Source organism: Enterococcus sp. AZ071, from assembly GCF_050499065.1.
GTDB lineage: Bacteria > Bacillota > Bacilli > Lactobacillales > Enterococcaceae > Enterococcus_A > Enterococcus_A ferrettii.
Map to the genome: position 1 here is coordinate 1522085 of NZ_JBIPAS010000001.1, position 24475 is coordinate 1546559.

Annotated in this window: 18 protein-coding genes; 2 read left to right on the forward strand and 16 right to left on the reverse strand. The window is 38.4% G+C overall.

Features of this window, described 5'->3' with window-relative positions; genetic code table 11:
* Positions 1 to 52: 52 nt before the first annotated feature.
* Complete coding sequence (locus tag IGI49_RS07505; RefSeq protein WP_429964008.1) at positions 53 to 1492, reverse strand: glutamate synthase subunit beta; 1440 nt, start codon at positions 1490 to 1492, stop codon at positions 53 to 55.
* A 2-nt stretch (positions 1493 to 1494) separates the two neighbouring features.
* Positions 1495 to 5988 carry a glutamate synthase large subunit gene (gene gltB / locus IGI49_RS07510; RefSeq protein ID WP_429964009.1) on the reverse strand — a complete coding sequence of 1498 codons (4494 nt, stop codon included), beginning with the start codon at positions 5986 to 5988 and terminating at the stop codon, positions 1495 to 1497.
* A gap of 218 nt (positions 5989 to 6206) precedes the next feature.
* On the opposite strand from gltB, the gene IGI49_RS07515 reads away from it, so the two are divergent.
* Together IGI49_RS07515 and zwf are read left to right on the forward strand one after the other, a co-directional pair.
* Complete coding sequence (locus IGI49_RS07515; RefSeq protein WP_207701265.1) at positions 6207 to 6854, forward strand: metal-dependent transcriptional regulator; 648 nt, start codon at positions 6207 to 6209, stop codon at positions 6852 to 6854.
* A 15-nt stretch (positions 6855 to 6869) separates the two neighbouring features.
* Positions 6870 to 8378: a glucose-6-phosphate dehydrogenase gene (zwf, locus tag IGI49_RS07520; protein WP_429964010.1), complete on the forward strand. Its 1509-nt coding sequence runs from the start codon at positions 6870 to 6872 to the stop codon at positions 8376 to 8378.
* A gap of 44 nt (positions 8379 to 8422) precedes the next feature.
* On the opposite strand, the gene ileS is transcribed toward zwf, so the two are convergent.
* The 14 genes from ileS to ftsL all read right to left on the reverse strand — a co-directional run bounded on the left by ileS (position 8423) and on the right by ftsL (position 24470).
* On the reverse strand, positions 8423 to 11209 hold the full coding sequence (ileS, locus tag IGI49_RS07525) for an isoleucine--tRNA ligase (RefSeq protein ID WP_429964011.1): 2787 nt from the start codon (positions 11207 to 11209) through the stop codon (positions 8423 to 8425).
* A 241-nt stretch (positions 11210 to 11450) separates the two neighbouring features.
* The gene (locus IGI49_RS07530) at positions 11451 to 12161 is read right to left on the reverse strand and encodes a DivIVA domain-containing protein (protein WP_207701262.1); all 711 of its coding nucleotides are present in this window, start codon (positions 12159 to 12161) and stop codon (positions 11451 to 11453) included.
* Between the two features lie 18 nt (positions 12162 to 12179).
* A complete protein-coding gene (locus IGI49_RS07535) occupies positions 12180 to 12962 on the reverse strand; it encodes an RNA-binding protein (RefSeq protein ID WP_429964012.1) in 783 nt (260 codons plus the stop codon).
* Positions 12963 to 12975: 13 nt separating this feature from the next.
* Positions 12976 to 13248: a YggT family protein gene (locus IGI49_RS07540; protein WP_207701260.1), complete on the reverse strand. Its 273-nt coding sequence runs from the start codon at positions 13246 to 13248 to the stop codon at positions 12976 to 12978.
* Between the two features lie 13 nt (positions 13249 to 13261).
* Positions 13262 to 13912 carry a cell division protein SepF gene (locus tag IGI49_RS07545; RefSeq protein WP_429964013.1) on the reverse strand — a complete coding sequence of 217 codons (651 nt, stop codon included), beginning with the start codon at positions 13910 to 13912 and terminating at the stop codon, positions 13262 to 13264.
* Positions 13913 to 13922: 10 nt separating this feature from the next.
* Entirely contained in the window at positions 13923 to 14600 is a 678-nt protein-coding gene (locus tag IGI49_RS07550; RefSeq protein ID WP_429964014.1) for a YggS family pyridoxal phosphate-dependent enzyme, read from the reverse strand.
* 14 nt (positions 14601 to 14614) lie between these two features.
* On the reverse strand, positions 14615 to 15853 hold the full coding sequence (ftsZ, locus tag IGI49_RS07555) for a cell division protein FtsZ (protein WP_207701257.1): 1239 nt from the start codon (positions 15851 to 15853) through the stop codon (positions 14615 to 14617).
* Between the two features lie 21 nt (positions 15854 to 15874).
* Complete coding sequence (ftsA, locus tag IGI49_RS07560; RefSeq protein ID WP_207701256.1) at positions 15875 to 17194, reverse strand: cell division protein FtsA; 1320 nt, start codon at positions 17192 to 17194, stop codon at positions 15875 to 15877.
* Between the two features lie 160 nt (positions 17195 to 17354).
* Complete coding sequence (locus IGI49_RS07565) at positions 17355 to 18437, reverse strand: cell division protein FtsQ/DivIB (RefSeq protein WP_429964015.1); 1083 nt, start codon at positions 18435 to 18437, stop codon at positions 17355 to 17357.
* Positions 18438 to 18458: 21 nt separating this feature from the next.
* A complete protein-coding gene (gene murG / locus IGI49_RS07570) occupies positions 18459 to 19550 on the reverse strand; it encodes an undecaprenyldiphospho-muramoylpentapeptide beta-N-acetylglucosaminyltransferase (protein WP_429964016.1) in 1092 nt (363 codons plus the stop codon).
* Positions 19551 to 19558: 8 nt separating this feature from the next.
* A complete protein-coding gene (gene murD / locus IGI49_RS07575; protein ID WP_429964017.1) occupies positions 19559 to 20923 on the reverse strand; it encodes a UDP-N-acetylmuramoyl-L-alanine--D-glutamate ligase in 1365 nt (454 codons plus the stop codon).
* Positions 20924 to 20935: 12 nt separating this feature from the next.
* Complete coding sequence (gene mraY, locus IGI49_RS07580) at positions 20936 to 21898, reverse strand: phospho-N-acetylmuramoyl-pentapeptide-transferase (protein WP_429964018.1); 963 nt, start codon at positions 21896 to 21898, stop codon at positions 20936 to 20938.
* Between the two features lie 16 nt (positions 21899 to 21914).
* Positions 21915 to 24089, reverse strand: coding sequence for a penicillin-binding transpeptidase domain-containing protein (locus IGI49_RS07585; RefSeq protein WP_429964019.1), 2175 nt, complete (start codon positions 24087 to 24089; stop codon positions 21915 to 21917).
* Entirely contained in the window at positions 24090 to 24470 is a 381-nt protein-coding gene (ftsL, locus tag IGI49_RS07590) for a cell division protein FtsL (protein ID WP_207701251.1), read from the reverse strand.
* Between the last annotated feature and the right edge of the window lie 5 nt (positions 24471 to 24475).

Below are 24475 nucleotides of genomic sequence, written 5' to 3' on the forward strand. Positions count from 1 at the left end.
AAAAGTCTAACTTTTTGGGGTCACTACACCAATGTGCAACAGACTTTTTTTATCATTGATAGACCAAAGCTCGTAACATTTGATCAACTGTTTCTGCAGCTTTTCGCCCTTCACGAATCGCCCAAATTACTAAACTTGGTCCGCGTTTGGCATCTCCTGCTACATACACTCGTTCATTATCAGTAGTATAGTCATCGTAAACTTCATGAACATCAAATCCAACTAAAAGGCGTTGTTCTGCTCCAGTAAAGCCCATTGCTAATAAAACTAAGTCAGCTTTTAATACTTGTTCTGTTCCTACTACAGGTTGGAAGCGTTCATCAACTTGTGTGGTTTCAATCGCAATAACTTGGCCACGTTCTGCACCAATGAAAGCAGTAGTTGAAGTGCTGTAATAAGTCAGCTGTTCTTCATTAGCAGCTAGCCCCTCTTCTTGTCCATACCCAATCCTGTTAGTCATTGGGTATTCTGGCCAAGGATTGGCAGCCACACGCGATTTCGGCAATTGAGGAGTGATTTCCAATTGCTTGACCGAAGCGGCACCTTGGCGAATAGCAGAACCGATACAATCATTTCCAGTGTCTCCGCCTCCGATTACTACAACATGTTTGCCTGAGAGTTTTTTACTGGTTGCATCTTTTCCATATTTTAAGACATCTTTCGTACATTCTGTTAAATAATCTACCGCATAATGGACACCATGCAATTCACGACCAGACACTTTTAAATCACGAGGAACGCTCGCACCGCTGGTAATGATCACACGATCATATTGATTTTGTAATTCTTCTGCGGTAATGTCCACACCAATCTCCGTACTCAAAACAAATTGTATTCCAACTTCTTCCATTACCTTTAAACGGCGATCAACGACATCTTTATCCAATTTCATGTTAGGAATTCCATACATTAAGAGCCCACCAGCACGATCACTTCGTTCATACACCGTTACGTTGTGACCCAGCTGATTTAAACGCCAAGCTGCAGATAAACCTGCGGGACCTGAACCAACAACTGCAACTTTAAACTCTGTACGTTCAACGGGTAAGCCCGTTTCTTTCACCCAGTCATTTTCAAAAGCATTATCAATAATAAATCGCTCATTGTCATGAATAGTTACGCCCGAACCATTCAATCCCTCTGTACAGGCCTTTTCACAAGGTGCAGGGCAAACACGGCCCGTCATCTCTGGTAATGGATTCGTCTTGACTAAACGATCAAAAGCCTTTTTAAATTCACCTCGATAAACTAGATCATTCCATTCCGGAATTAAATTGTCATTAGGACAACCTGAGACAGCTCGTTTACCGCCATAAAAAATTCCCGTATGACAGAAAGGGATTCCGCAACTCATACAACGTGCGGCTTGCTCTTGACGTTCTTCAGCATTTAATGGTATTTGTAATTCGTTCCAATCTTGCACTCGTTCTTCTACCGGACGATATGGATTATCTTTACGAGTATATTTTAAGAAACCAAATGGATCTGCCATCGTTAGCCACGCTCCTTTCCAACAGGTACAGTTTGAATGCCAATAACTTTATTAAAGGCTTCTTCCACCAAGTCATCGCCAGATAAACCTTTTTTGGCTAATTCTTCAGTTACACGAATCATTTCGTGGTATTCGCTTGGATAGACTTTAACAAAATACTGCTTTTCTTCTTCCCAGTTTGCTAATAACTTCTCTGCCTTTTGTGAGTCAGTAAAAACAAGATGTTTTTCAAGTAGTTCTTTTAAAGCAGAATCGTCGCTAGTTTCATCAACTTTAAAAAGTTCAACCATATCCATATTACAGTTACCTGCCAATTTATTATCTGGATCATATACATAAGCAACTCCTCCAGACATCCCAGCAGCAAAGTTACGTCCTGTTGAACCAAGAATTACGGCAGTACCACCAGTCATGTATTCACAACCGTGATCGCCAACACCTTCCACAACAACATTTGCGCCACTGTTACGAACGCAGAATCTTTCGCCAGCCCGCCCACGGAAAAAGGCTTCGCCTCGATTGGCTCCGAAACAAGCCACATTCCCAACAATTGGTGAATGTTCAACATCGTAGGCTGCATCTTCAGGTGGAACAATTATTAATCGTCCACCACTTAATCCTTTAGCAACATAGTCATTAGCTTCACCAATCAGTTTAAGTTCCATCCCTTGAGTAGTAAATGCACCAAAACTTTGACCAGCAATTCCATGGTTAGTATACTTCAATTGTCCTGGAGTCAATTCGTAATTTCCGAAACGCTCAGCAATCCAGCCACCCATACGAGCCCCCACTGACCGATTAACATTATTAATTGGTTGTTCTATTCGAACAATTTCACCATTCTCAATAGCATTTTCAGCAAAATGATCCAGTTCTTTCCATTGACGTTTATCAATAAATGGGTCTTCAACTTTACGTTCAATTCCAACACTTGTTGATAAGATTCGACTAAAGTCTAAAGATTTTGCTTTTCCTTTAGCCACAAAGCGCGGTTGCAGTACCTCAGTATGTCCAACCATCTCATCAATACTTCTAAAGCCCAACTCAGCCATAATTTCTCTAAGATCTTCGGCAATAAACATCATAGTATTAATAATATGTTCAGGCTTGCCTACAAAGAATTTGCGCAGGGCTGGATTTTGAGTGGCAACTCCTACAGGACAAGTGTTTAAGCTGCAGACCCGCATCATCACACAACCGATAGCTACTAAAGCTAATGAAGCAAAACTATACTCTTCGGCACCTAAAAGTGTTGCCATGGCAACATCGCGGCCAGTCATTAGTTTCCCATCTGTTTCTAAAATCATCCGTTGACGCAAATTATTCATCGCTAGTGTTTGATGCGCCTCTGCTAACCCCATTTCCCAAGGCAAACCAGCATCCCGTACGGAGTTTCTAGGAGAAGCACCAGTACCTCCGTCATATCCCGAAATTACAACAATATCTGCACCGGCTTTTACGACCCCGGTTGCGATAGTTCCAACACCAGTACTTGATACCAACTTAACATTAATTTTAGCGTAAGGATTAATTGTTTTTAAATCAAAAATCAACTGTGCTAAATCCTCAATCGAGTAAATGTCATGATGAGGCGGTGGTGAAATTAACCGTACACCTGGTGTAGACCCACGAATTTCAGCTACCCAAGGAAATACTTTATTACCTGGAAGCTGTCCACCCTCGCCTGGTTTTGCTCCTTGAGCCATTTTTATTTGCAGTTCCTCTGCACTCATTAAATATTCCGCATTGACTCCAAAACGTCCTGATGCTACCTGTTTAATTTTACTATTAAAGTTTTTACCATCAGATCTTGGTTTGAATCGATTGCGATTTTCTCCACCCTCACCACTATTTGACTTAGCTCCGATTGCATTCATTGCTTCAGCAATACATTGGTGAGCCTCTTGACTCAATGAACCATAGGACATGGCTCCTACTTTAAATCGCTTCACGATACTTGAAGCAGGTTCAACCTCAGAAATTTTTACTGATTGACGATCACTAGCGAACTCCCACATAGAACGCAAAGTTGTAGGCTGCTTGTCCGCTTCTTCATTCATTTCAGCAGCATAGCGCTTATACAATTCGTAGTCACCAGAACGTACAGCTTGTTGGAAATTATAGATCGTCTTTGGATTGTACAGGTGATGTTCACCTTCGGCCTTGAATTGGAAGCTTCCACCAGAAGCTAAAAAATCATTCCCTCTAGATCCATAGGCTAGTTTATGACGATTCAAATATTCTTCCTCAATCTGAACCAGCGACAAACCACCGATTCGACTAACGGTTCCTGTGAAATACTGATCTGTAACCTTTTGACTAATTCCAACAACTTCAAATAGTTGGGCACCATGATAACCGGCAATTGTTGAAATCCCCATGCGGGACATTACCTTAACAATTCCTTTTTCCGCAGCTTTCCGATAATTCTCAAGACCGTTTTCAACAGAAAAATCTTGCAGTGTTACATAAGCACCATAAGGATGTATACCACTGGCGCCGTAACCAATTAACGTTGCAAAATGATGAACTTCACATACTTCAGCGGAGTCTACCACAATACTGGTCAAAGAAGCTTTTCCTTTACGTACTAAATAATTATGCAAACCAGACACAGCTAGAAGAATGGGCATGGTCATCTTTTCTTTTGATGGATTTCGATCGCTCAAAACAAGAATAGTTGCTCCTTGATCGACTGCTTCTTCTGCCTGCTTAAACATTTGTTCTAATGCATCTTCCAAACAACTAGCTGTTTCACTTAATGTATACAATGTCGAAATTGTCACCGTTTTTTGATGTTTCTTATCCAATGAAATAATTTTCTGAAAATCTTCTGTATTTAATACAGGACTTTCAATTTTTAATTTTTGACAATTGACAGCAACATCTTTACTTACATCCCCGTCGCGACCTAGAAACATTTCAGTTCCAATTACTAATTGTTCGCGAATCGCATCAATTGGCGGGTTGGTAACCTGAGCGAATTGCTGTTTAAAATACGTAAACAGTGATTGTGGCTTTTCACTTAAAACAGCTAAAGGTGCATCAAATCCCATTGAAATAACAGGTTCTTCTCCTTTTTCTGCCATTGGTAAGATAGCACCACGAATAATTTCATCACTATATCCGTTTAACTGCCACATTTCTTTTAGCGCTGCTTCAGTCATTTTAGTTTCGACAGCAGCTTCAGTAGTTAACTGATTAATTTCTAAACGATGTTCATCTAGCCATTCTTGATAAGGTTGACATTTCGCATACTTTTCCTTAATTTCTTCATTGCGGTAGAAGCGTCCATTTGTTGTATCTACCAAAATCATGTTGGCAGGTCCAAGTACTCCTTTTTCAATTATGTTAGAAGACTCAAAATCAACTACTCCTGATTCAGAAGCGACTTGAACTAATCCATCTTTAGTAATGGAGTAGCGTGAAGGGCGCAGACCATTTCGATCCAATGCGGCACCTACCATATCCCCATCCGTGAAGCACAAAGCCGCTGGTCCATCCCAAGGCGCCATAAAGCTAGCATTGTATTCGCTAAATGCTGTTAGTTCCTCCCCTAAGCCCGCCTCTTTTGACCACGCTTCAGGAACCATCATCATTAAAGCTTGAGGAATATCTCGACCATTTCGATACAAGTATTCCATACAATTTTCTAATTTGGCCGAATCCGAATCTTCTTCATTGTAGACTTCAACACCGTGACTCTTCATCCAATTTTCTGCACCTCGCAAAGTATTGATTTCACCATTGTGGGCCAAGAATCGGAAAGGTTGTGCTCGATCCCAGCTAGGGAAAGTATTCGTAGAAAAACGAGAATGGACCACAGCAATACTTGCTTCAAATTCTGCATCCTGTAAATCTTCGTAAAAGATCCCTACTTGGTAAGCATGAAGCATCCCTTTGTAGACAAGTGTTTTTGCCGATAAGCTGCACAAAGACATTTCTTTAGAATGATAGGTCTTTTCCAACTTTCTACGTAAACGATACAAATGATCTTCAAACATACGTCCTGCTTTAACATCCATCGGTTTTTTGATAAATAATTGGATAAAACTTGGCATAACTCGTTGTGCACCAGGCCCGCAGTTTTCAAACTGAAAAGGCACATCACGATGCCAGATTACTGGGTAACCAGCTGTTTCAATGTCATTAATAATTGCCTGCATGAGGCCAAGTTTTTGTTTCTCTTCAGCGGGTAAAAAGAACATTCCTACCGCGTATTCCCCTTCAATCGGCAAAGTTATTCCTTGTTTCTCAGCTTCACGACGGAAAAAACGGTCAGGTACAGTTATTAAGATTCCAGCACCATCTCCCGTATCCGGTTCTGCTCCTGTTCCACCACGATGATTCATTCTTTCCAACATTGTTAACGCATGTACTACTAATTCTCTTGAGGCATTTCCATGCATTTGAGCAATAAAGCCCATACCACATGCATCCTTCTCAAAAGAGGGATCGTACATGGTTGGGACTTTAGATAGTGTCTGATTCGACATATGGGCACCAATCCTTTAAATAGTTTGACAATTCTCATTTATTTTTAATATATTACCTTGTTTACTTGCGTTACGCAATACTTCTTAGAAATTTTTTTTCATTCTGCCAGTCAACCTTAATAATCGAAAAAAATAAAGAAGTTGAATCAAATGGTAAAAAAGAGGATTATTTGATAAACTTAATCTGATATGTCCAAGTTTTGAAAGGATGACTCACTATGACACCAAATCGCGAAGATTATTTGAAACTGATATTAGAACTAGGCGGCGACAAAAAAAAGGTCAGCAACAAACAAATTGTATCTGGTCTAACAATTTCTGGTGCCTCTGTCAGCGAAATGATATCAAAATTAGTAAAAGAAGGACTAGTTAGTCATTCCCCCTATCAGGGAGTACAACTAACTCCTTTAGGTTTAGAAAAAGCAAGCACCTTAGTTCGAAAACATCGACTTTGGGAAGTTTTTCTTGTTAATCACTTAGGCTATTCGTGGAATGAAGTCCACGATGACGCGGAGGTGTTAGAACACGTTACTTCTTCACAGCTAGAAAAAAGACTTGATACTTATCTTGAACACCCTGAGTATTGCCCCCATGGTGGCATGATTCCACAAGATGGACGGGTAATTCACGAGAAGGAACGTCAAACATTGGTTGACTATTCGGTTAATACAAAAATTCGCATCGCTCGTGTACTAGACGAAAAAGATCTACTAGACTATCTTGTTAATCTCAAGGTAAATATTCATGAAGAGTTTACCATCACTGATGTTGCGGCTTATGAAGGTCCGATTACTCTAACCAACAACCAGAAACAGGTAAGCATTAGTTACAAAGCTGCTAGCACAATTTTTGTTGATCAATTATAAGGAGAGTGGAATTACATGGAACAAGCGGCACTATTTACGATTTTTGGCGGTACTGGAGATTTAGCAAAACGAAAGCTTTATCCTTCATTATTCCGCTTATATAAAAAAGGAAATTTGAAAGACCACTTTGCAGTTATTGGAACTGCCCGCAGACCTTGGAGTGATGAACATTATCGCGAAGTTGTCAAAGAAACTCTTCAAGAGTTAAACCCAACAACAGAAGAAGCAGAAGAATTTTCCAGTCATTTTTATTATCTTTCGCATAATGTGAATGACACTAAACACTATGATGAATTACGTGTTTTAACGGAAAAACTGGATGAGCAATATGATTTATCTAGTAACCGTATTTATTACTTGGCCATGGCACCTCAATTTTTCGGTACAATTGTTCAACATTTGCAATCACAAAGAATCGTAACCAAAGATGGCTTCAATCGTTTAGTAATTGAGAAACCATTCGGCTTTGATTACGAATCCGCTAATGAATTAAACCAACAGATACGAGCTGTTTTTCCTGAAAAAGACATTTTTCGAATTGATCACTATCTTGGTAAAGAGATGATTCAAAATATTGCGGTAGTTAGGTTTGCCAATAATATCTTCGAATCTATGTGGAATAACCGTTACATCGACAATATCCAAATTACTTTTTCTGAAAGTTTAGGGGTCGAAGATCGCGGAGGCTACTATGAGAATAGCGGTGCGCTAAAAGACATGGTGCAAAATCATATCTTGCAGGTAGTTTCTCTATTGGCGATGGAAGTTCCAGTTTCCTTCTCTGATGAGTCACTCCGTCTAGAAAAAGTGAAAGCATTAGAAGCCATTCGTCGTTACACACCAGAAGAAGTAGAAGAAAATTTTGTACGTGGTCAATATGACGCCGGTGAGTTAGATAATACTAAGTTTGTCTCTTATCGTAAAGAACCCAATGTAGCTGAATATTCTTCAACTGAAACTTTTGTTGCAGGAAAGTTTTTAATTGATAACTTCCGTTGGTCAGGCGTTCCGTTTTATATACGCACTGGAAAACGTATGACTGAAAAAGGCACTCGTATTAATGTGATCTTTAAACAAGTCCCAGTTAATGTTTTTCATTTCGATAATGAAGATAAACAAGAATTAGCTCAAAATGTATTAACAATTTATATTCAGCCTACAGAAGGATTCTCACTAACCTTAAATGGCAAACAAATTGGTCAAGGTTTTAATCCGGAGCCAGTAAAAATGGACTTCCGTCAATCGGCTGAAGTAACTGAAAACAGTCCAGAAGCATATGAAAAGTTATTATTGGATGCTTTACGTGGTGATGGGACAAACTTCTCTCATTGGGATGAAGTTGCCAATTCATGGGAGATCGTTGATCGTATTCGTCAAACCTGGGATCAGTCTACACCAGAATTTCCAAATTATGCTGCAGGAACAATGGGGCCAAAAGCTGCCTTTGAATTGCTTGAAAAAAATGGCCATGAATGGAATTGGCATCCCGATAACTGGTATCGTGAACGTGGTAAATTAAACTAGAAAAAAGGCAAGCAATCAGTAAAATGATCGCTTGCTTTTTTTTACTATTCAAATCCTTCTGAGACTGCTTCAGGATAATTCTCTTCAACAATTTCTGCACAAGTTGCGCATAGTTTTGGTAGATTTTCATCTTGTCCTACAGTAGTTCGTACTTGACGACAACGATCACAAACCTCTCCATCAGCCTTTTCAACTAATAAAGCGACATCATCAAATTTCATTGCAGTGTCAGGAGCCTGTTTAGTTGAAATACTGAATGAATCTGGCGAAACAATCAGTAATTGTGGTAAATCAGCATCCACCGCAGTCAATAATACCCGTACTTGTTCATTGGGATAAACAGTCAGTTTAGCCTCTAAAGAACGTCCGATAATTTTTTCATTTCGAGCTGCTTCTAATGCTTTTAGTACATTATCTCTAAATTCCATAAATGCCTTCCAAGTATCCAACAATTCTGCTTGATTTGAAAATTCTTGATAACTTGGTAAATCGGCTAGCTGAACATATTCTTCTTCTTCTTTCAAGAAAGACCAAATTTCCTCCGTAGTATGCGGTAAGATTGGTGTCAATAATTTTGTCAAAGCTACAGCAACCTGATAAAACACAGTTTGCATGCAACGACGTTCATACGCATCTTCTGCTTGAATATAAACAACATCTTTGGCAAAATCCAAATAAAATGCTGACAAATCAGTCGTTAAAAAGTTAACAATTGTTTTGTGGATGTGTACGAAATTATATTTATCGTATCCTTCGTCTCGCACACTTTTAATTACTTGATTCAATCGAACTAACATATACTTATCCACAGAGCGTAATTCTTCATATTCAACAGTATTTTTTTGGGGATCAAAATCTGTTGTATTTGCTAATAAAAAGCGCATCGTGTTGCGGATCTTACGATAAACCTCAGCAATTTGATTCAAAATATCCATAGAAACCCGTACATCTGACTCGTAATCTACACTGCTGACCCAAAGCCGAAGAATATCAGCACCCATTTGTTTAATTACTTTATCGGGAACAATTGTATTTCCTAAAGATTTAGACATTTTTCGTCCTTCACCGTCTAAAGCAAATCCTTGTGATAATACAGCTTTGTAAGGAGCAACTCCATTGATTGCAACACTTGTTGTGATACTTGAGTTAAACCAACCACGGTACTGATCAGAGCCTTCTAGGTACATATCAGCTGGAAAAGTTAACTCAGGACGTTGACGTAATACCGCTTCGTGTGAAGAACCAGAATCGAACCAGACGTCCATGATATCTGTTTCCTTGGTGAACGCTCCATTAGGAGATCCAGGATGAGTGAAGCCTTCAGGTAACAATTCCTTGGCCTCTCTTTCAAACCACACATTTGATCCATATTTTGCGAACAGATTGGCAATGTGATCAATCGTTTTAGGAGTAATGATCGCTTCTCCATTTTCTGCATAAAAAATGGGCAACGGGACACCCCAAGCACGTTGACGAGAAATTACCCAGTCACCACGATCACGAATCATATTGTATAAGCGTGTTTTACCCCAAGGAATAATCCAATCTACTTTTTCAATTTCATCTAAAATATTTTGTCGGAATTTATCAATTGAGGCAAACCATTGTGGTGTTGCACGATAAATTACGGGTTTTTTCGTACGCCAATCATGAGGGTAACTATGGGTAAAGAAATCTAATTTTAATAAGCGTCCTTTTTCCTTCAATAGATCAGTAATCATTGGATTCGCCTTATCATAAAAGACTCCCTCAAAACCAGGAGCTTCAGCTGTGAAAACACCACGATCATCTACTGGTGATAATACTTCTAAACCGTATTTTTTACCCGCAAAATAATCATCTTCACCATGGCCAGGAGCAGTATGAACTAACCCAGTACCTGCATCCAAAGTAACGTGCTCACCTAAAATAACTAGTGATTCTCGATCATAGAATGGATGTGCCGCAGTCATGTATTCTAGTTCCGTACCTTTCAGCTCTTTGACAATACGTACATCTTCCCAGCCGATTTCTTTTTTTACAGTTTCAACTAGATCCTTAGCAATAATATAGTTTTGGCTATCTGCCTCCACTAATACATAAATGTAGCTTGGATTAACTGCAATACCCTGATTAGCTGGTAACGTCCAAGGAGTAGTTGTCCAGATTACGAACGATGCATCTGTATCTATTAATCCTTTTCCATCCTTGACCGGAAAGGCTACATAAATTGATGCCGATTTAACATCTTTGTATTCAATTTCGGCCTCGGCCAAAGAAGACTCACTAGAAGGTGACCAATAGATTGGCTTCAGCCCTTTATAGATGTATCCCTTTTCGGCCATTTTACCGAAAACACGAATTTCTGCTGCTTCATAATCAGGTGTCAAAGTAATATATGGATTTTCCCAGTCTCCAGCTACGCCTAATCGCTTGAAATCTTCTCTTTGAGTATCAACTTGAGTTAGCGCGTAATCATAACATTTTTGGCGATACTCAGCCATAGTCATTTCTTTACGCTTAATTCCTTTATTTGTTAGTACTTGTTCAATTGGCAAACCATGAGTATCCCAACCTGGAACGTAAGGTGCCCTGAATCCACTCATCGATTTCGAACGAATGATGATGTCCTTACTAATTTTGTTTAATGCATGACCAATGTGAATATTTCCATTTGCGTAAGGGGGTCCATCATGCAAAACAAAAGATGGTTTACCCTCATTCAGTTCCTGACGTTTTTCATATACTCTATCTTCTTCCCAATCTTTCTCCCATTGGCCTTCACGATTTGGCAAATTACCGCGCATAGGGAAAGCCGTTTTTCCTAATAGCAGTGTATCTTTCATTTTCAATGTATTTCGACTTCCTTTCCTAAATAAAAAAGACAAGTGCATCCCGCAAAGGGACGAACTTGTCGTGGTACCACCCAGATTTGAAACCAAATTGATTTCCTCTTCATCGTTAACGAGATGAATCGTTACTGGTTACTTATCTTCACCAGTAAAACAAACTAGAGGATCTTGTCTCATTAGAGGGTCTGTCACTCTCCCACCATCAGTGACTCGCTAAAAGATTCTAATCAGCTTTTCTATTCTAGTTTTCGTCTGATTGATCAGTTTTAATCAACTCAGGAATATCAATAGTCAACCCCATATCATCATGAGTAGAATCGATAGTTGGCTCATCTGAGTTTACTGTAAATTCTTGATCATTGTCAAGCTCTTCAGCTAAAACTTCTTTAATGATGTCGTTGCTATCATCGACATAAGCTGTCATCGGTTTTAAAATTTCTTCCCAATCACCACTTTTAGCTTGATCCAATTGAGTTTCCAATAACAATAACAATTGTTGATGGAACGTACGCGTTTTCTTCTTCAAATCGTTTGTTTCAGCAGCCAACTGGCGAGCTTGACTAGTTGCATCACTCAAAATTTCTCTTGCTCTATCTTCAGCAGTTGAAGTCAGAAGATGAGCTTTCTTCTCAGCGTTAGTAATTAATTCATCTGCACGATTTTGTGCGGAAGTTACAATTACTTCTGATTCCTTGCTAGCAGAAGATTTTACTTTATCAGCAGTATCTTGAGCTACAACAATTGATTGATTCAAAGCTTCTTTCAATTCATTGAAGTATTCCAATTTCTCTTCAGCATGCTTTAAAGCCTTTTCTAGTTCACGGTTCTTAGAAATACTATCTTCGTAATCTCTTACGATCATATCTAAAAAGTCATCAACTTCATCTTGATTGTAACCACGCATTTTAGTAGAGAAACTTTTGTTTTGAATATCTAGTGGAGTTAAAGCCATTCAAGTCACCTCATCAGTTTATTTTCGTAAAACGCCTAAGCGCAAACGGATTTTTTCTTTTTTCGTTTTTCCTTCTATTGCCTGGATTTGAATTCGTCCAAAGCCACGAATAGAAACAACATCCAACAAATCTAACAAGTAATCTGGACGTTCATTAATGCTCCAGTTTACTTTTACCTTTCCAGATTCAACCAACTGCTTTGAGCGCTGTCTGGAAATATTATATACGGTTGAGATTACCACATCAAGTCTTAATGAAGAGGCAGTCATATTTTCTTCAGACCAACTATCCTTTGGAACGATAATATCGGTATACGGTCTCTCCTCTAAATGAACAGTGACACGACCAATTTTACTTATCTGCGAATCAATATAATTTGACGTTTCCCGAGCTAGGAAGACTTGCCAACGCTCGCCATCAGAAATAATATCACCAAAATAGTCACGTTTCATTCCAGCACTCATCAATGTTCCTAAAACTTTTCCATGAGATAATTCTGTAAATTTTTGAGGATATTTTATTTCAATCGTTACTATTTCAAAGTCATCCTTAGATGGTTCGAAATATTCTGGATAAATCATACAACGGCAACGTTCAGCCTGTTCATAGCCTCCGAAAAACAAAAATTTCAGATCACTGATTTCTCGAGTCAATGTTTCAAGAATATACGCTTGACGCGGATCAAGAAAGTTTGTCAAATAAGGGGCATACTGGCTTTCAACTTGCTCTAACCAATCACTCACAGCATCTATAAATGGGCGTTCTTCAGGTCGAAAATGTTGATAGACATTCTCATTCATACCTTCACCCCCCCTAATAAATCATGCTGTATACTAATGAATTAAGAATTCTCATAATAAAATTTAATGCGATAATCGCAGCCATAACAGAGAAGTCAATCCCACCAAACTGCAAAGGTAAGCGACGGAATAAATCTAAGAACGGCTCGCAAATGCGACCTAGCAATTTACCTAAAGCAGATTGATATGCTCCAGGAAACCAAGACAGCAAGGCATATACGACTAATAATACAGTGTAAAGATTGACCAAACGATTGATCAAATTTAACAAATTAAATAATATCAACTAATTGTCTCCTTTATAGTTCAAGTCCAAAAATATCCTGATCGTCCATTGATTGCAAGGTAGCGTTGTCAACTTCCATATTTGTGGGTGTACATAAAAACATCTCATTTCCTACGCGTTTTATATCACCATCTATCATATATACAGCACCTGTTAAAAAGTCCACAATTCGTCTAGCTCGCCCTTCATCTAACGATTGAAAATTGATTAATACGGCTTCTCCTTGAGCAATCCTTTTAGCTATTACCATTGCTTCGTTGTACGCTCTAGGCTCCACAACAGAAATACGTCTACGCTCTCTTGTAGTAGAAGAGGTAGTTTGAGCCGCTACCCTTTTTTTCATCGCTTCATTATTAGGCATATTAATCACTTTTTCTTGTTTTCTCGTAGGCGAGGCTACTTCTTTATTTACAGTTGGCTTTTCAGACTGTCGTACTCTTGCCGGTTGATTAGTTGTACCTTGTTTATTTTCTATAGATCGCTTAATTGGTTCTTTTCTTACTTGTTGTTGCTTGCTCTTATTAACCATAGGCTTTGTTTGTGCCCGTGTCTCTCTCTTAGATTGTTTAGCAACAGGTTTTCGAGAAACAGGTGTCTCTTCATATATTTCCTCATCCTCGGCTAAACCGAAAAAGTCACTGATTTTTGCAAGATTAATGGCCATTGATTCTGTCCTATCCTTTCTTAAATAATGCTGTACCCACACGAATATAGGTTGCACCTTCTATAATTGCCAGAGGAAAATCCTGGCTCATCCCCATACTAAGTTCTGTGCAAGGAGCATATTTCAATTTTAAGGAACAAATCTCTTCTTGTAAATTTTTCAAGGAGGCGAAAATGCTCCGGATTGTTTCGTCATCTGCATCAAAGGGAGCCATTGTCATTAATCCAACAATGCTTACATTGGATAAATCGGCTAGCTCATGAACAAATGCTGTCAATTCCTCGGGGCGTATACCATGCTTTGATTCTTCGCCTGAGATATTAACTTCAATGAAACAATTAATCTTATGCGTAGCACGCTTTTGAATTTCTTGCGCTAAACGCACACTGTCTAAAGCATGAAAATAATCAATATGATTAATAATAGATTTTACCTTGCGGCGCTGCAAATTACCAATCAAATGCCAAGAAATTTGAGTATACTGGCTTAAACTTTCTTTTTTCTCAAGAAGTTTGTCTACTCTATTTTCGGCTAAATTATTCACACCGAGCTTTACCAATTCCTCAGTAGCTGATGAGTCGACACTCTTTGTTACCGCAATCAGTGTCACTTCCCCTGAATTACGTGAAACAAGAGCACACGACTCCTGAATCTCTTGCTTAACGGTGTGCAAGTTATCAGCGATCATGTGCTCTCCCCCTTTTATTTTCTACGGCGAAAGAATGGTGGTGTATCTAGCTCTTCGTCTTTTTCAGGTTTTACTTCTTCACGAGTAAAAGTTTCGAATTCTTTCTTTTCAATATTTTCAAATTGAGTATCGTCTACTTTCGGTCGGACGTTGTCTTCCTTACGAATATCCCATTCGCCAAACGCTGATTGTGATTCATTATTTTTTGTAGGTTCAATGTCTAAATTTGGTTTTTGTGGCACCGATTGAACTTGACTAGTGCGTTGGTTACCGCGACTAGCCTTTCGCTCCTTTTTTGTCGGGTCAATCCCCGTTGCGATTACTGTTACACGAATTTCATCGCCTAATTCCTCATTAATTGAAGTTCCTAGAATGATATTTACATCGCCAGTAGCAGCATTTGCAACAATGTCAGAAGCATCCTGCGCTTCAAACAGTGTCATATCCAACCCACCTGTGATATTTAATAGCACTTGTTCAGCACCATCAATAGATGTTTCCAATAATGGAGAAGAAATTGCTTTTTTCGTTGCATCTACAACACGATCTTCACCGCTAGCAACACCTATCCCCATCAGGGCAGTGCCTTGATCGGCCATCACTGTTTTAACATCAGCAAAATCCAAATTAACATATCCAGGAGCGGTAATTAAATCAGAAATACCTTGAACTCCCTGACGAAGAACATTATCCGCTTCACGGAATGCTTCAAGCATCGGTGTCTTCTTGTCAACAACTTCTAACAAACGATTGTTAGAGATGATCAACAAAGTATCTACGTTTTCCTTAAGTAAAGAAATGCCCTCTGCGGCAAAACGGCCACGTTTTGGACCCTCGAAACTGAAAGGACGTGTTACAACACCTACAGTTAATGCACCTAATTCTTTTGCAATTTTTGCAACAATCGGAGCAGCTCCTGTTCCAGTTCCACCGCCCATGCCAGCAGTAATAAATACCATATCTGCACCTTGCAGTGCTTCTTGAATAGATTGTTCGCTTTCTTCAGCAGCTTTTTGTCCTACTTCTGGTTGAGAACCTGCGCCTAAACCACGCGTATACTTAGGTCCTAGTTGAATAACCGTTTCCGCCTTTGAGTTCTTTAAAGCCTGAACGTCAGTATTAGCAGCAATAAATTCAACGCCTTTAACGTTTTCTTCGATCATACGATTAATTGCGTTTCCGCCACCGCCGCCGACACCGATAACTTTAATAACTGCGCCTTCGTTAATATTGTTATCTATTGAGAATTCCATATTTTATTCCTCCTATGTGAGTTAATCAAAAATATTAGAGAAGAAGTCTTTAATCTTCCCAGTTACTTTTTCGTCATTTTTTGGTTTAGTTTCTTCTTCGTATTCTTCCACAGCATCATAATCATCATAGACTGGTGTAGTGGATACAGCTGAAACTTGCGGTGACAACGAAACTTTTTCACCAGTCACTGCTGATTTTGCCAAATGATACACGTCGTTCAATTCAGCCGAATAATTAACAATACTTATCACATTGGTGAATACTGGATTTCGCAAGCCCATCTGATTTGGTACATGTAACTTAACATTTGTACCAAAAACATCTTCAGCAAGCTCAACAACTCCTGGAATGCTAGCTGCTCCACCAGATAGAACGATTCCTCCTGGTAGATCCAATGCTTCGATTTCATCTAAAGCACCTTTGGCCTTACGGAAAATTTGCTCTAAACGAGCCTCAATAATCTCAGCTAGATAACGTTCATCAATCTTAACGGGCTCTGTCTTTCCAATAACATCAACTGGAAATTCTTCTTCAGCTGATGTTCTTGCTGGATAAGCGTCTCCATAATTGATTTTTAATGCTTCAGCATTATTGAAAGAAGTGTTCAATACGATCGAAATATCCTTTGTCACATATTCTCCGCCTTCTTGATCAACATGCGTAAACTTCAATTGTTTATCATGCATTACTGCAGTTGTAGTTTGACCCCCGCCCATGTCAATAACTATTGTACCAAAATCTTTTTCTCCATCAGAGAGAATCGACTCGGTTAAAGCCAACGGAGTAATAATTGTTTCAGCAACTGTTAGCCCAGCTGTCTCAACACATTTTTTTATGTTGTGAATAATTGTTTTAGGGCCTGTAAAGACAAGACCAAACATTTCCAGTCGTACGCCAATCATACCTCGGGGATCCTTAATTCCGTCAAATCCATCAACAGTAAACTCTTGTGGTAATAAAGCTACAATTTGTCTTTCAGGAGGAATTGAACGAACCATTGCGGCAGAAGCAACGTTACGAACGTCATCATCAGTGATCTCTTTGGATTCGCTATTTACAGCGATCATACCTTGGCATGATTCAACTTCTAGAAGGTTCGCTGGCAATCCCACACTGACACTCTTAATTTGAATCCCGGCTTTTTCCTCGGCCTGTTTTACTGCTCGTTGAATTGCGTGAACCGTTTTATCGATGTCCACAATAATCCCACGATTGATTCCTTCTGATTTTGCATTTCCAACACCAATTATATTCATTTGGCTATCGATGTATTCGGCAACTACAACTTTGACAGATGTTGTTCCGATATCAAGGCCCACATACATTCCTGCTTTTGCCATGAATGGGATTCCCTCCTACTTAAAATTTCATTATCTAGATTGAAAATATCTGCTTTCAGTAAGCACGTCATATATTTCTTTCAAATATACTCACTGCCACCAATTTTACCACATTTTACACAGAATTAAAAAGGAGAATCCGTATTTTCTTCGGATAATTTTAATCATTTTCAACCGAAGGGCTGGTTTCTTCTGCTGTAGTTTCTACCGTACTTTCACTTGTGCTTTGTTCTGTGTTATCTGAGGACGATTCTTCAGGATAGGGATAACTGTAAATTCCGGCTTCCATATCAACTATACCTTTTATGTCCTTGGCATTCATTTCCTCTACAACTTGTGGATAATATTTCATTTTATCACTCATACCTTGAATAGATACAAGAACTTGATTTCCATCGTTCATAAAAATTTGCAATAGACTTTTGTTCTCATTAGTAGGTGCATATTTTATTTGTGAAACACCTTGACGAACTTCCTCTGATAATGCATCATATTGTTTCATTACTGCTAAGATCCGTTTTGGCCCAGTAAACCCTTCTAAAATGGGTAAAGAATCCTGATCTTTTTTAATATTTGTTGGAATTACTCTTCCATTTGCTAGTATAGGAGAATAGTTATTATCGTGTTCTAGATAAGCTACTTCCTTGTATTCTTTAATGTCCACAGCAAATTTATTAATCCCATTAAAATGAACCTTCGCATCTTGAATTCTTAATTCTTGTTTTTTAAGTCGTGTAACATGTTCATCTCGGTTAAAATACTGCGACCAAAGATTACTGCCAATTGAAAAATTTAGCTTGTTAGTAATTTCTTCCGATGAAATTTGCTCATTACCTTCAATAGAGATTCCTGACAATCTACTCAGAGGAGAAACATAGTACAACAATACCAACGCAGGAATCATAAATAAAAGAATTAAAGTTGATGATCGTCTGTATAGGCGCTTATTACGTTCATGTCTAATATTAGGCAATCGATCTAAAAATGACCCATTAACAGGGCCCTTTTTCTCTTTTTCGACATTTTCTTCATGGGCTTCTGTGTTTTCTAGCTGATCCGTTTGTTTCTCATTGGGAGTTTCAGGGATTTCTTCATTCTCTAAGTAATCTTGATCAGTTTCCTCTGCAGGAGAGTCCCCCGTCTCATTAGGATGCATTTTTAGATATTCTTGGTTTGCAAGTTGCCAAGGTGTTAATTTGCTTTTTTCATCTTTGTTATTATCAGGTGTTTCTTGATGGCTCAAGCTTATTCACCTCCTGTTTCGTTATTTCACAATACTGGTTACTAAATTCCACAAACGTTCTGCTGCATCGGGAATCCCTTCTTTTTTTGAGGCCTCAGCCATCTGCTCTCTTAATGTATGATTGTCCATAATAGAGTCAATTGCTTTTATTAAAACTTCTCCAGTTAAGTCAGCATCGCTGATCATTTCAACAGCTCCAGCATCTACTAAGCTTTGAGCATTTTTTGTTTGATGATCATTAGTTACATAGGGACTAGGAACTAAGATTGCAGGAAGTCCTAAAGCGGTAAACTCTGCAATCGAGGTAGCACCAGCACGACCAATCAATAAATCAACATTGGCCATTACGTCAGTCATATTCTTAATATACGGCTGTAAGGAAATATTAGACCAAGCTTTTCCGGCATCGAACTTTTCATTAAGTTCTTGAAAATATCTCTCTCCAGAAGCATAAAGTACTTGATAGTCCTTTTGTGATAATTGAGGCAATGCTTGAATTACCGCTTGATTTATTTTTAAGGCTCCTTGGCTTCCACCAAAAACCAAGACAGTTGGTCGTTCTGGAGTTAGCCCATAATCTGAAAGAACTTCTGATTTACCATTTGCAATAACTTCCTGTGCCCGCGGATTGCCTACCAACACAGTCTTTTTTTCTGGAAAATATTGCTTAGCATCTGGAAAACAAATTCCGACTTTATCGACAAAACGACTGAGAAATTTATTTGTAATTCCAGGTACACTATTTTGTTCATGTACAATGGTTGGTATTTTTAGTCGTGCTGCTGCGTATACAACAGACCCTGAAACATAGCCTCCAGTACCAATAACCACATCAGGTTTAAATTCTTTCAAAATTTCTTTCGAACGTTTCAAACTCTCCATGAATAATTGTAAAGTTTTTATATTATCCATTGAGATTTTACGTTTAAATCCTTGGATTTTGATAGTTTTAAATGGGATTCCTGTTTCAGGAACGATTTTATTTTCTAAACCACGGTGAGTTCCCACATACAAAAATTCTGCACTAGGATCGATCTTCTCAACGTAACGAATAAAGGCAAGAGCTGGATAAATATGTCCACCAGTTCCTCCACCTGTAACAAGTATCTTCATTATTTCTCCTACTTTTCTAACTTTCCGACTGCCTGCGTGAACTTATCACCACGAATTTCAAAACTAGAATACTGATCCCAGCTGGCATTTGCAGGGGAAAGTAAAATATTGTCTCCTGCTGCGCTGTATTCATAAGCTAGTGGCACCGCAGTTTCAACATTTTCAGTAAACAGAATTTTCTTTATTCCTGCTTTTTCAGCAGTTTCAGCTAGCTTATTTTTTGTTTCGCCAAATAGAATGATTGCTTTTATCTCATGAAATGCTGGAATTAGTTCATCAAAACCGTTACCACGATCCAATCCACCAGCTAATAAGATAACAGTTTTGTTATCGAAACCACTTAAAGCCATTTTGGTTGCTAAACTATTAGTAGCCTTTGAATCATTATAAAACTTGCGTCCGCTTATAGTTGTTACATACTGTGTACGATGAGGAACGCCTTGAAAATTAGTCATTGCTTTGTAAATTGATTCATTAGAAACATTTTTTAGCTTAGCAACAGCGATAGCAGCCAACGCATTTTCAATATTATGTTGACCCGGAACGCCTAATTCTTTCGCCTCAATGATTCTTTCGCCTTGATAATACAATCTACCGTTTTTTAAATAAGCACCATTTTCTAATTCCGTTTTAGTTGAAAAGGGAATAATGGTCGCATTACTTTGTGAACTTAGGTTCTGCAGCTCTTTGGAGTCCCAATTAATGACTAAATAATCAGACAGATTCATATTTTTCTGAATCGCCCATTTTGCTGCCACATAATTATCACGAGAGCCATGATAATCTAAATGTGCTTCATAAATATTAGTAATCACCGCAATTTGAGGATGAAATTCGTCAATTCCCATTAATTGAAAACTAGACATTTCCATTACAATATCATCAACTGATTCTGCTTTTTCAGCAACTTCACTAGCCGGAAAACCGATATTCCCTGCTAAATGAGCGTTCCCCTTTTCTCTATCTTGATTTAATAAGAGACTGATCATTGTAGTAGTTGTTGTTTTCCCATTCGTACCAGTAATACCAATAATCGGACACTCAGCAACCTGATAAGCCAATTCTACTTCGGTTAAAACTGGTATATGTAATGATTCAGCTTTTTTGACCAACGGGTTACTATAAGGAATTCCAGGATTTTTTACCATTAAAGAAAAATCTTCATCTAGTAATTCAATTGGATGACTTCCTGTAATTACTCGAATACCATCTTCTAATAAATCTTGCGCTGCTGGATTTTCTTCGAAAGGTTTTCCATCATTTACAGTAACAAGCGCGCCCAAGCGATGTAACAACTTGGCCGCACTAAACCCACTCTTGGCTAGACCCAAGACTAGAACTTTTTCATTTTCGTATTGTTTTACTTGCTTCATTCTCTTCATCTCCTACAGTACAATCACTAAAACTAGTATTGAAGCGACTAATCCAACTAACCAGAAAACAGTATCAATCTTCCATTCTGACCATCCAGATAGCTCAAAATGGTGATGCAAAGGAGACATTTTGAAAACACGCTTACCTGTTAACTTAAACGAGGTAACTTGAATCATTACACTAGCAGTTTCACAAACGTATACTAACCCAATCAGTAGCAATGTCCACTCTTGATGAAGCATAATAGAGATAGCTGCTAATAACCCTCCAAGAGATAACGATCCAACATCCCCCATGAAGATTTTTGCTGGTTTCTTATTGTAAGGAAAAAAACCGACCAGTCCACCAATTACACTTAAGCAAACAATCAATACCTCGTATTGTTGCTGTTTCCAAGCAATGATACCATAAGCTGCAAAAGAGATCGTCCCTAAACCAGAAACTAGTCCGTCAATTCCATCTGCCAAATTCACAGCATTAGAAAAACCAACTAACCAAATAATGACAAACAGACCGTATAGGATACCTAACGATAATTCTAGCCCAAAAAAGTTTAAAGTGTTACTATATCCTTCCATTTGATAAATAACATAAAATAGAACAGCAACAACTACTTGCCCAATAAATTTCTGTTTAGAGGTCAACCCTTCATTTTGTTTACGGGCCAGTTTTAGAAAATCATCTAAAAAACCGATTATGCCATAAAATACTAATACAAATAGCAACAACAAAAGTGATGCTGTCATCTTGTTTTGCCATATACTAAACCATACAATAGTGATTGCAGCTGCTGTTAAAAAACCCGCCCCCCCCATTGTAGGTGTTCCCGCTTTTACGTTATGCCACTCAGGCCCTTCATCACGAATAGCTTGACCTTGTTTTTTCATTCTAAAATAGCCAATTAAAAAAGGCATCCATGCGACAGTAATCGCAAAACTACTAACAAAAGCAATAAATAGTTGCGCCGGTTCCATTTTTTTCTCTCCAGTCCTAACTTAAGATGATTTTTAATTTTTGATTGGAGATTTCTGTGTAGGGTTCAATACTTTGTTTTGTACAATACCCTTCTCCAGTAAACTCCACTTCTATATCAAGCAGATTGGAAAGTTTTAAGATATCAGCTTTAGACCATCCACGAACATCCGGTAACTCCTTAACTCCATCAGTTAAAAGAATCAGTCGTTCATTAGACATTACTTTCTCACCTGGTTTTGATGATTGTTTTACTACTTTATTTCCATTTCCTATAACTACAGCATTTACACCGCGCTTGTTTGCATCTCCTGCTGCAGTTTCCGTTTTGAGATTACGATAATCCTCTACTGTAACCTGTTGATCTTCTGTATCATTTGTATCAACTTCCTCTGATTGAAATTCCATTGCTCGATTCAACAATGGATTTGCAATTTTCCCTAATACACCTTCAGGATAGTGCTCAGGCTGTTTCAAAGTTAAGTACAAAATGAATTCGGGATCTTCAGAAGGTAACATTAATGCGATAGAATAAATATAATTGGTGTCCCCCGTTAAATAAGACCCATCTTTAAAAATTTGAGCTGTACCAGTCTTAGCCGAAATATGAGAACCAGGTACATTGTATTGATCGTATGCTGAACCATAATTTTGACTTTCTACTACATCCCGCATGTATTCACGGACTTTCTCTGCAGTTTCTGCAGTGATTGGCTCTCCAACCACTTCAGGTTTTGTCACAATTTCCTTACTAGTATTAGGATTCACCATTTTTTTTATATAATGTGGCTGAAGCATTTTTCCATCGTTTGCAATGGCCGTGTATCCTCTCATCATTTGAAAGTTTGTTACGCCAATTGCTTGTCCGTAGGCACTCATTGCTTGATCGACAATATTACTTGTAGGCATAGTTCCTTTACTTTCACCAGGGAGTCCAGAATAAGTACTTTGTCCAAAACCAAATTGTTTCAAATAGTCCGGCCATTTATCACCTAAACGCTCCTCCAACATGACCATACCAACATTACTAGACCAAGAAAGAGCTTGCCGCATAGTCAAAACACCTTTAGCCCCTAAATCATGGTCATTGATTGTTGCGTCCCCGACACTAATTTTGCCAGAATTAAAACTTTCATTTTCATTAAAGATACCCTCATTGATAGCAGCTGCAGTGGTAAAAACCTTCATTGTTGATCCAGGTTCGTAACTGTCTTCAACCAAAATATTTCGCCAAACAGAGTCCTCTCCTAATCCTTCTTTAGTTTCAGGATTGTATGTCGGACGTTGTGACATAGCAAGAATCTCACCAGTCTTAGCCTGCATTAATGTAGCAGTCATGTCAACTGGTTTAGTTTCTTCACTCACTTCATCCATTAGGGTTTCTAGATAGCTTTGCAATCCAGCATCTAACGTAGTATAAATATCTTCGCCATCTTCAGAAGATTTTTTTTCAGCTACTGTTCCTGGTAATGGATTTTGATTATTATCTTTTTGATAGACAATCTTTCCGTCTTTCCCCTTAAGCACGTCATCATAAGCAGCTTCCAGTCCAGTAACTCCACTAAGTTTCTCATTTTTATCAGGAGAAGCATATCCAATAAAATAGGAAGCAAATGCTCCATTAGGATACATACGCTTGGTGTGATCCTCAAAATAAAGGCCTCTGATTTTAGCTTGCTTCATCGATTTTTCGATCTTTTGCTTAGTTTCTTCTGAAATGTTTTTTCCCCAGGGATTAAATTCTACCTGATATAGATTATTTTTCTTACCATCTTTCAGCTTTTTCAAAGCACTGTTCTTTTTAGCACCTAACTGTTCATGCATGATCTCCGCTAATTTATCAAAATCTTTCTCTTGAGCATATAACTTCTCATCGCCTGACATATATCTTTCAGATAGAACGGCATAAATAGAATAAGAAGTGGCATCTTCAGCGATAGCCTCACCATTACGATCATAAATAGTTCCCCGCTTTGCAGGGACCACTTGCTCGCCACGATAAAGCTCCTCTGTTTTCTCCTCAAGCGAGGTACCAGCTACATGTCCTCCTGCTACAACAAAGATCATTCGCCCAGCAAACAAAAAGAACAACCCAATACTCGTAGCAAATAAAAGAATACCTACTTTTTTGCGATTGTTCATCGGAGTTAGATTTTTTTTACGGATTTTACGCTTAATCCTTTTAAAGATCATTTACTTCACTTTCCTTAAATTCTCATCGTTAATTGAAAGTCCATCTTTCTCAGCGATTTCTTTCAACCGATCAGAACGAGATAGTTCGTTCTTCTCTTGTTGTAGTTGTGTCGCTGTTTTTTCTTTTTTATCAATTTCAGTTTGTGTGTTTGTTATATCATTTTGTGTCTTGCTAATATCATTCCTTGTATTCACCATAACAATCGCCATGCCAATAAGCATAGCTAATAGTCCAACTGCAACAATCTTTTCAATGCGAGAGATTTTCTTTAAGCGATCCGCCGGAGAAACAAAGACTTCGAAAGAATCTGGCGTTTGGATTGGTTGTTCAGGTTGTGAATAATCAAACTGCGTTTGTTGATTATTTTTTAGTTCAGCCATAATTC

Bases quoted from the DNA above. Each gene is read 5' to 3' on its own strand.
- IGI49_RS07505 (WP_429964008.1), bottom strand. From the start codon at position 1,492: ATGGCAGATCCATTTGGTTTCTTAAAATATACTCGTAAAGATAATCCA.
- gltB (WP_429964009.1), bottom strand. From the start codon at position 5,988: ATGTCGAATCAGACACTATCTAAAGTCCCAACCATGTACGATCCCTCT.
- IGI49_RS07515 (WP_207701265.1), top strand. From the start codon at position 6,207: ATGACACCAAATCGCGAAGATTATTTGAAACTGATATTAGAACTAGGC.
- zwf (WP_429964010.1), top strand. From the start codon at position 6,870: ATGGAACAAGCGGCACTATTTACGATTTTTGGCGGTACTGGAGATTTA.
- IGI49_RS07530 (WP_207701262.1), bottom strand. From the start codon at position 12,161: ATGGCTTTAACTCCACTAGATATTCAAAACAAAAGTTTCTCTACTAAA.
- IGI49_RS07535 (WP_429964012.1), bottom strand. From the start codon at position 12,962: ATGAATGAGAATGTCTATCAACATTTTCGACCTGAAGAACGCCCATTT.
- IGI49_RS07545 (WP_429964013.1), bottom strand. From the start codon at position 13,912: ATGGCCATTAATCTTGCAAAAATCAGTGACTTTTTCGGTTTAGCCGAG.
- IGI49_RS07550 (WP_429964014.1), bottom strand. From the start codon at position 14,600: ATGATCGCTGATAACTTGCACACCGTTAAGCAAGAGATTCAGGAGTCG.
- ftsZ (WP_207701257.1), bottom strand. From the start codon at position 15,853: ATGGAATTCTCAATAGATAACAATATTAACGAAGGCGCAGTTATTAAA.
- ftsA (WP_207701256.1), bottom strand. From the start codon at position 17,194: ATGGCAAAAGCAGGAATGTATGTGGGCCTTGATATCGGAACAACATCT.
- murG (WP_429964016.1), bottom strand. From the start codon at position 19,550: ATGAAGATACTTGTTACAGGTGGAGGAACTGGTGGACATATTTATCCA.
- murD (WP_429964017.1), bottom strand. From the start codon at position 20,923: ATGAAGCAAGTAAAACAATACGAAAATGAAAAAGTTCTAGTCTTGGGT.
- mraY (WP_429964018.1), bottom strand. From the start codon at position 21,898: ATGGAACCGGCGCAACTATTTATTGCTTTTGTTAGTAGTTTTGCGATT.
- IGI49_RS07585 (WP_429964019.1), bottom strand. From the start codon at position 24,089: ATGATCTTTAAAAGGATTAAGCGTAAAATCCGTAAAAAAAATCTAACT.
- ftsL (WP_207701251.1), bottom strand. From the start codon at position 24,470: ATGGCTGAACTAAAAAATAATCAACAAACGCAGTTTGATTATTCACAA.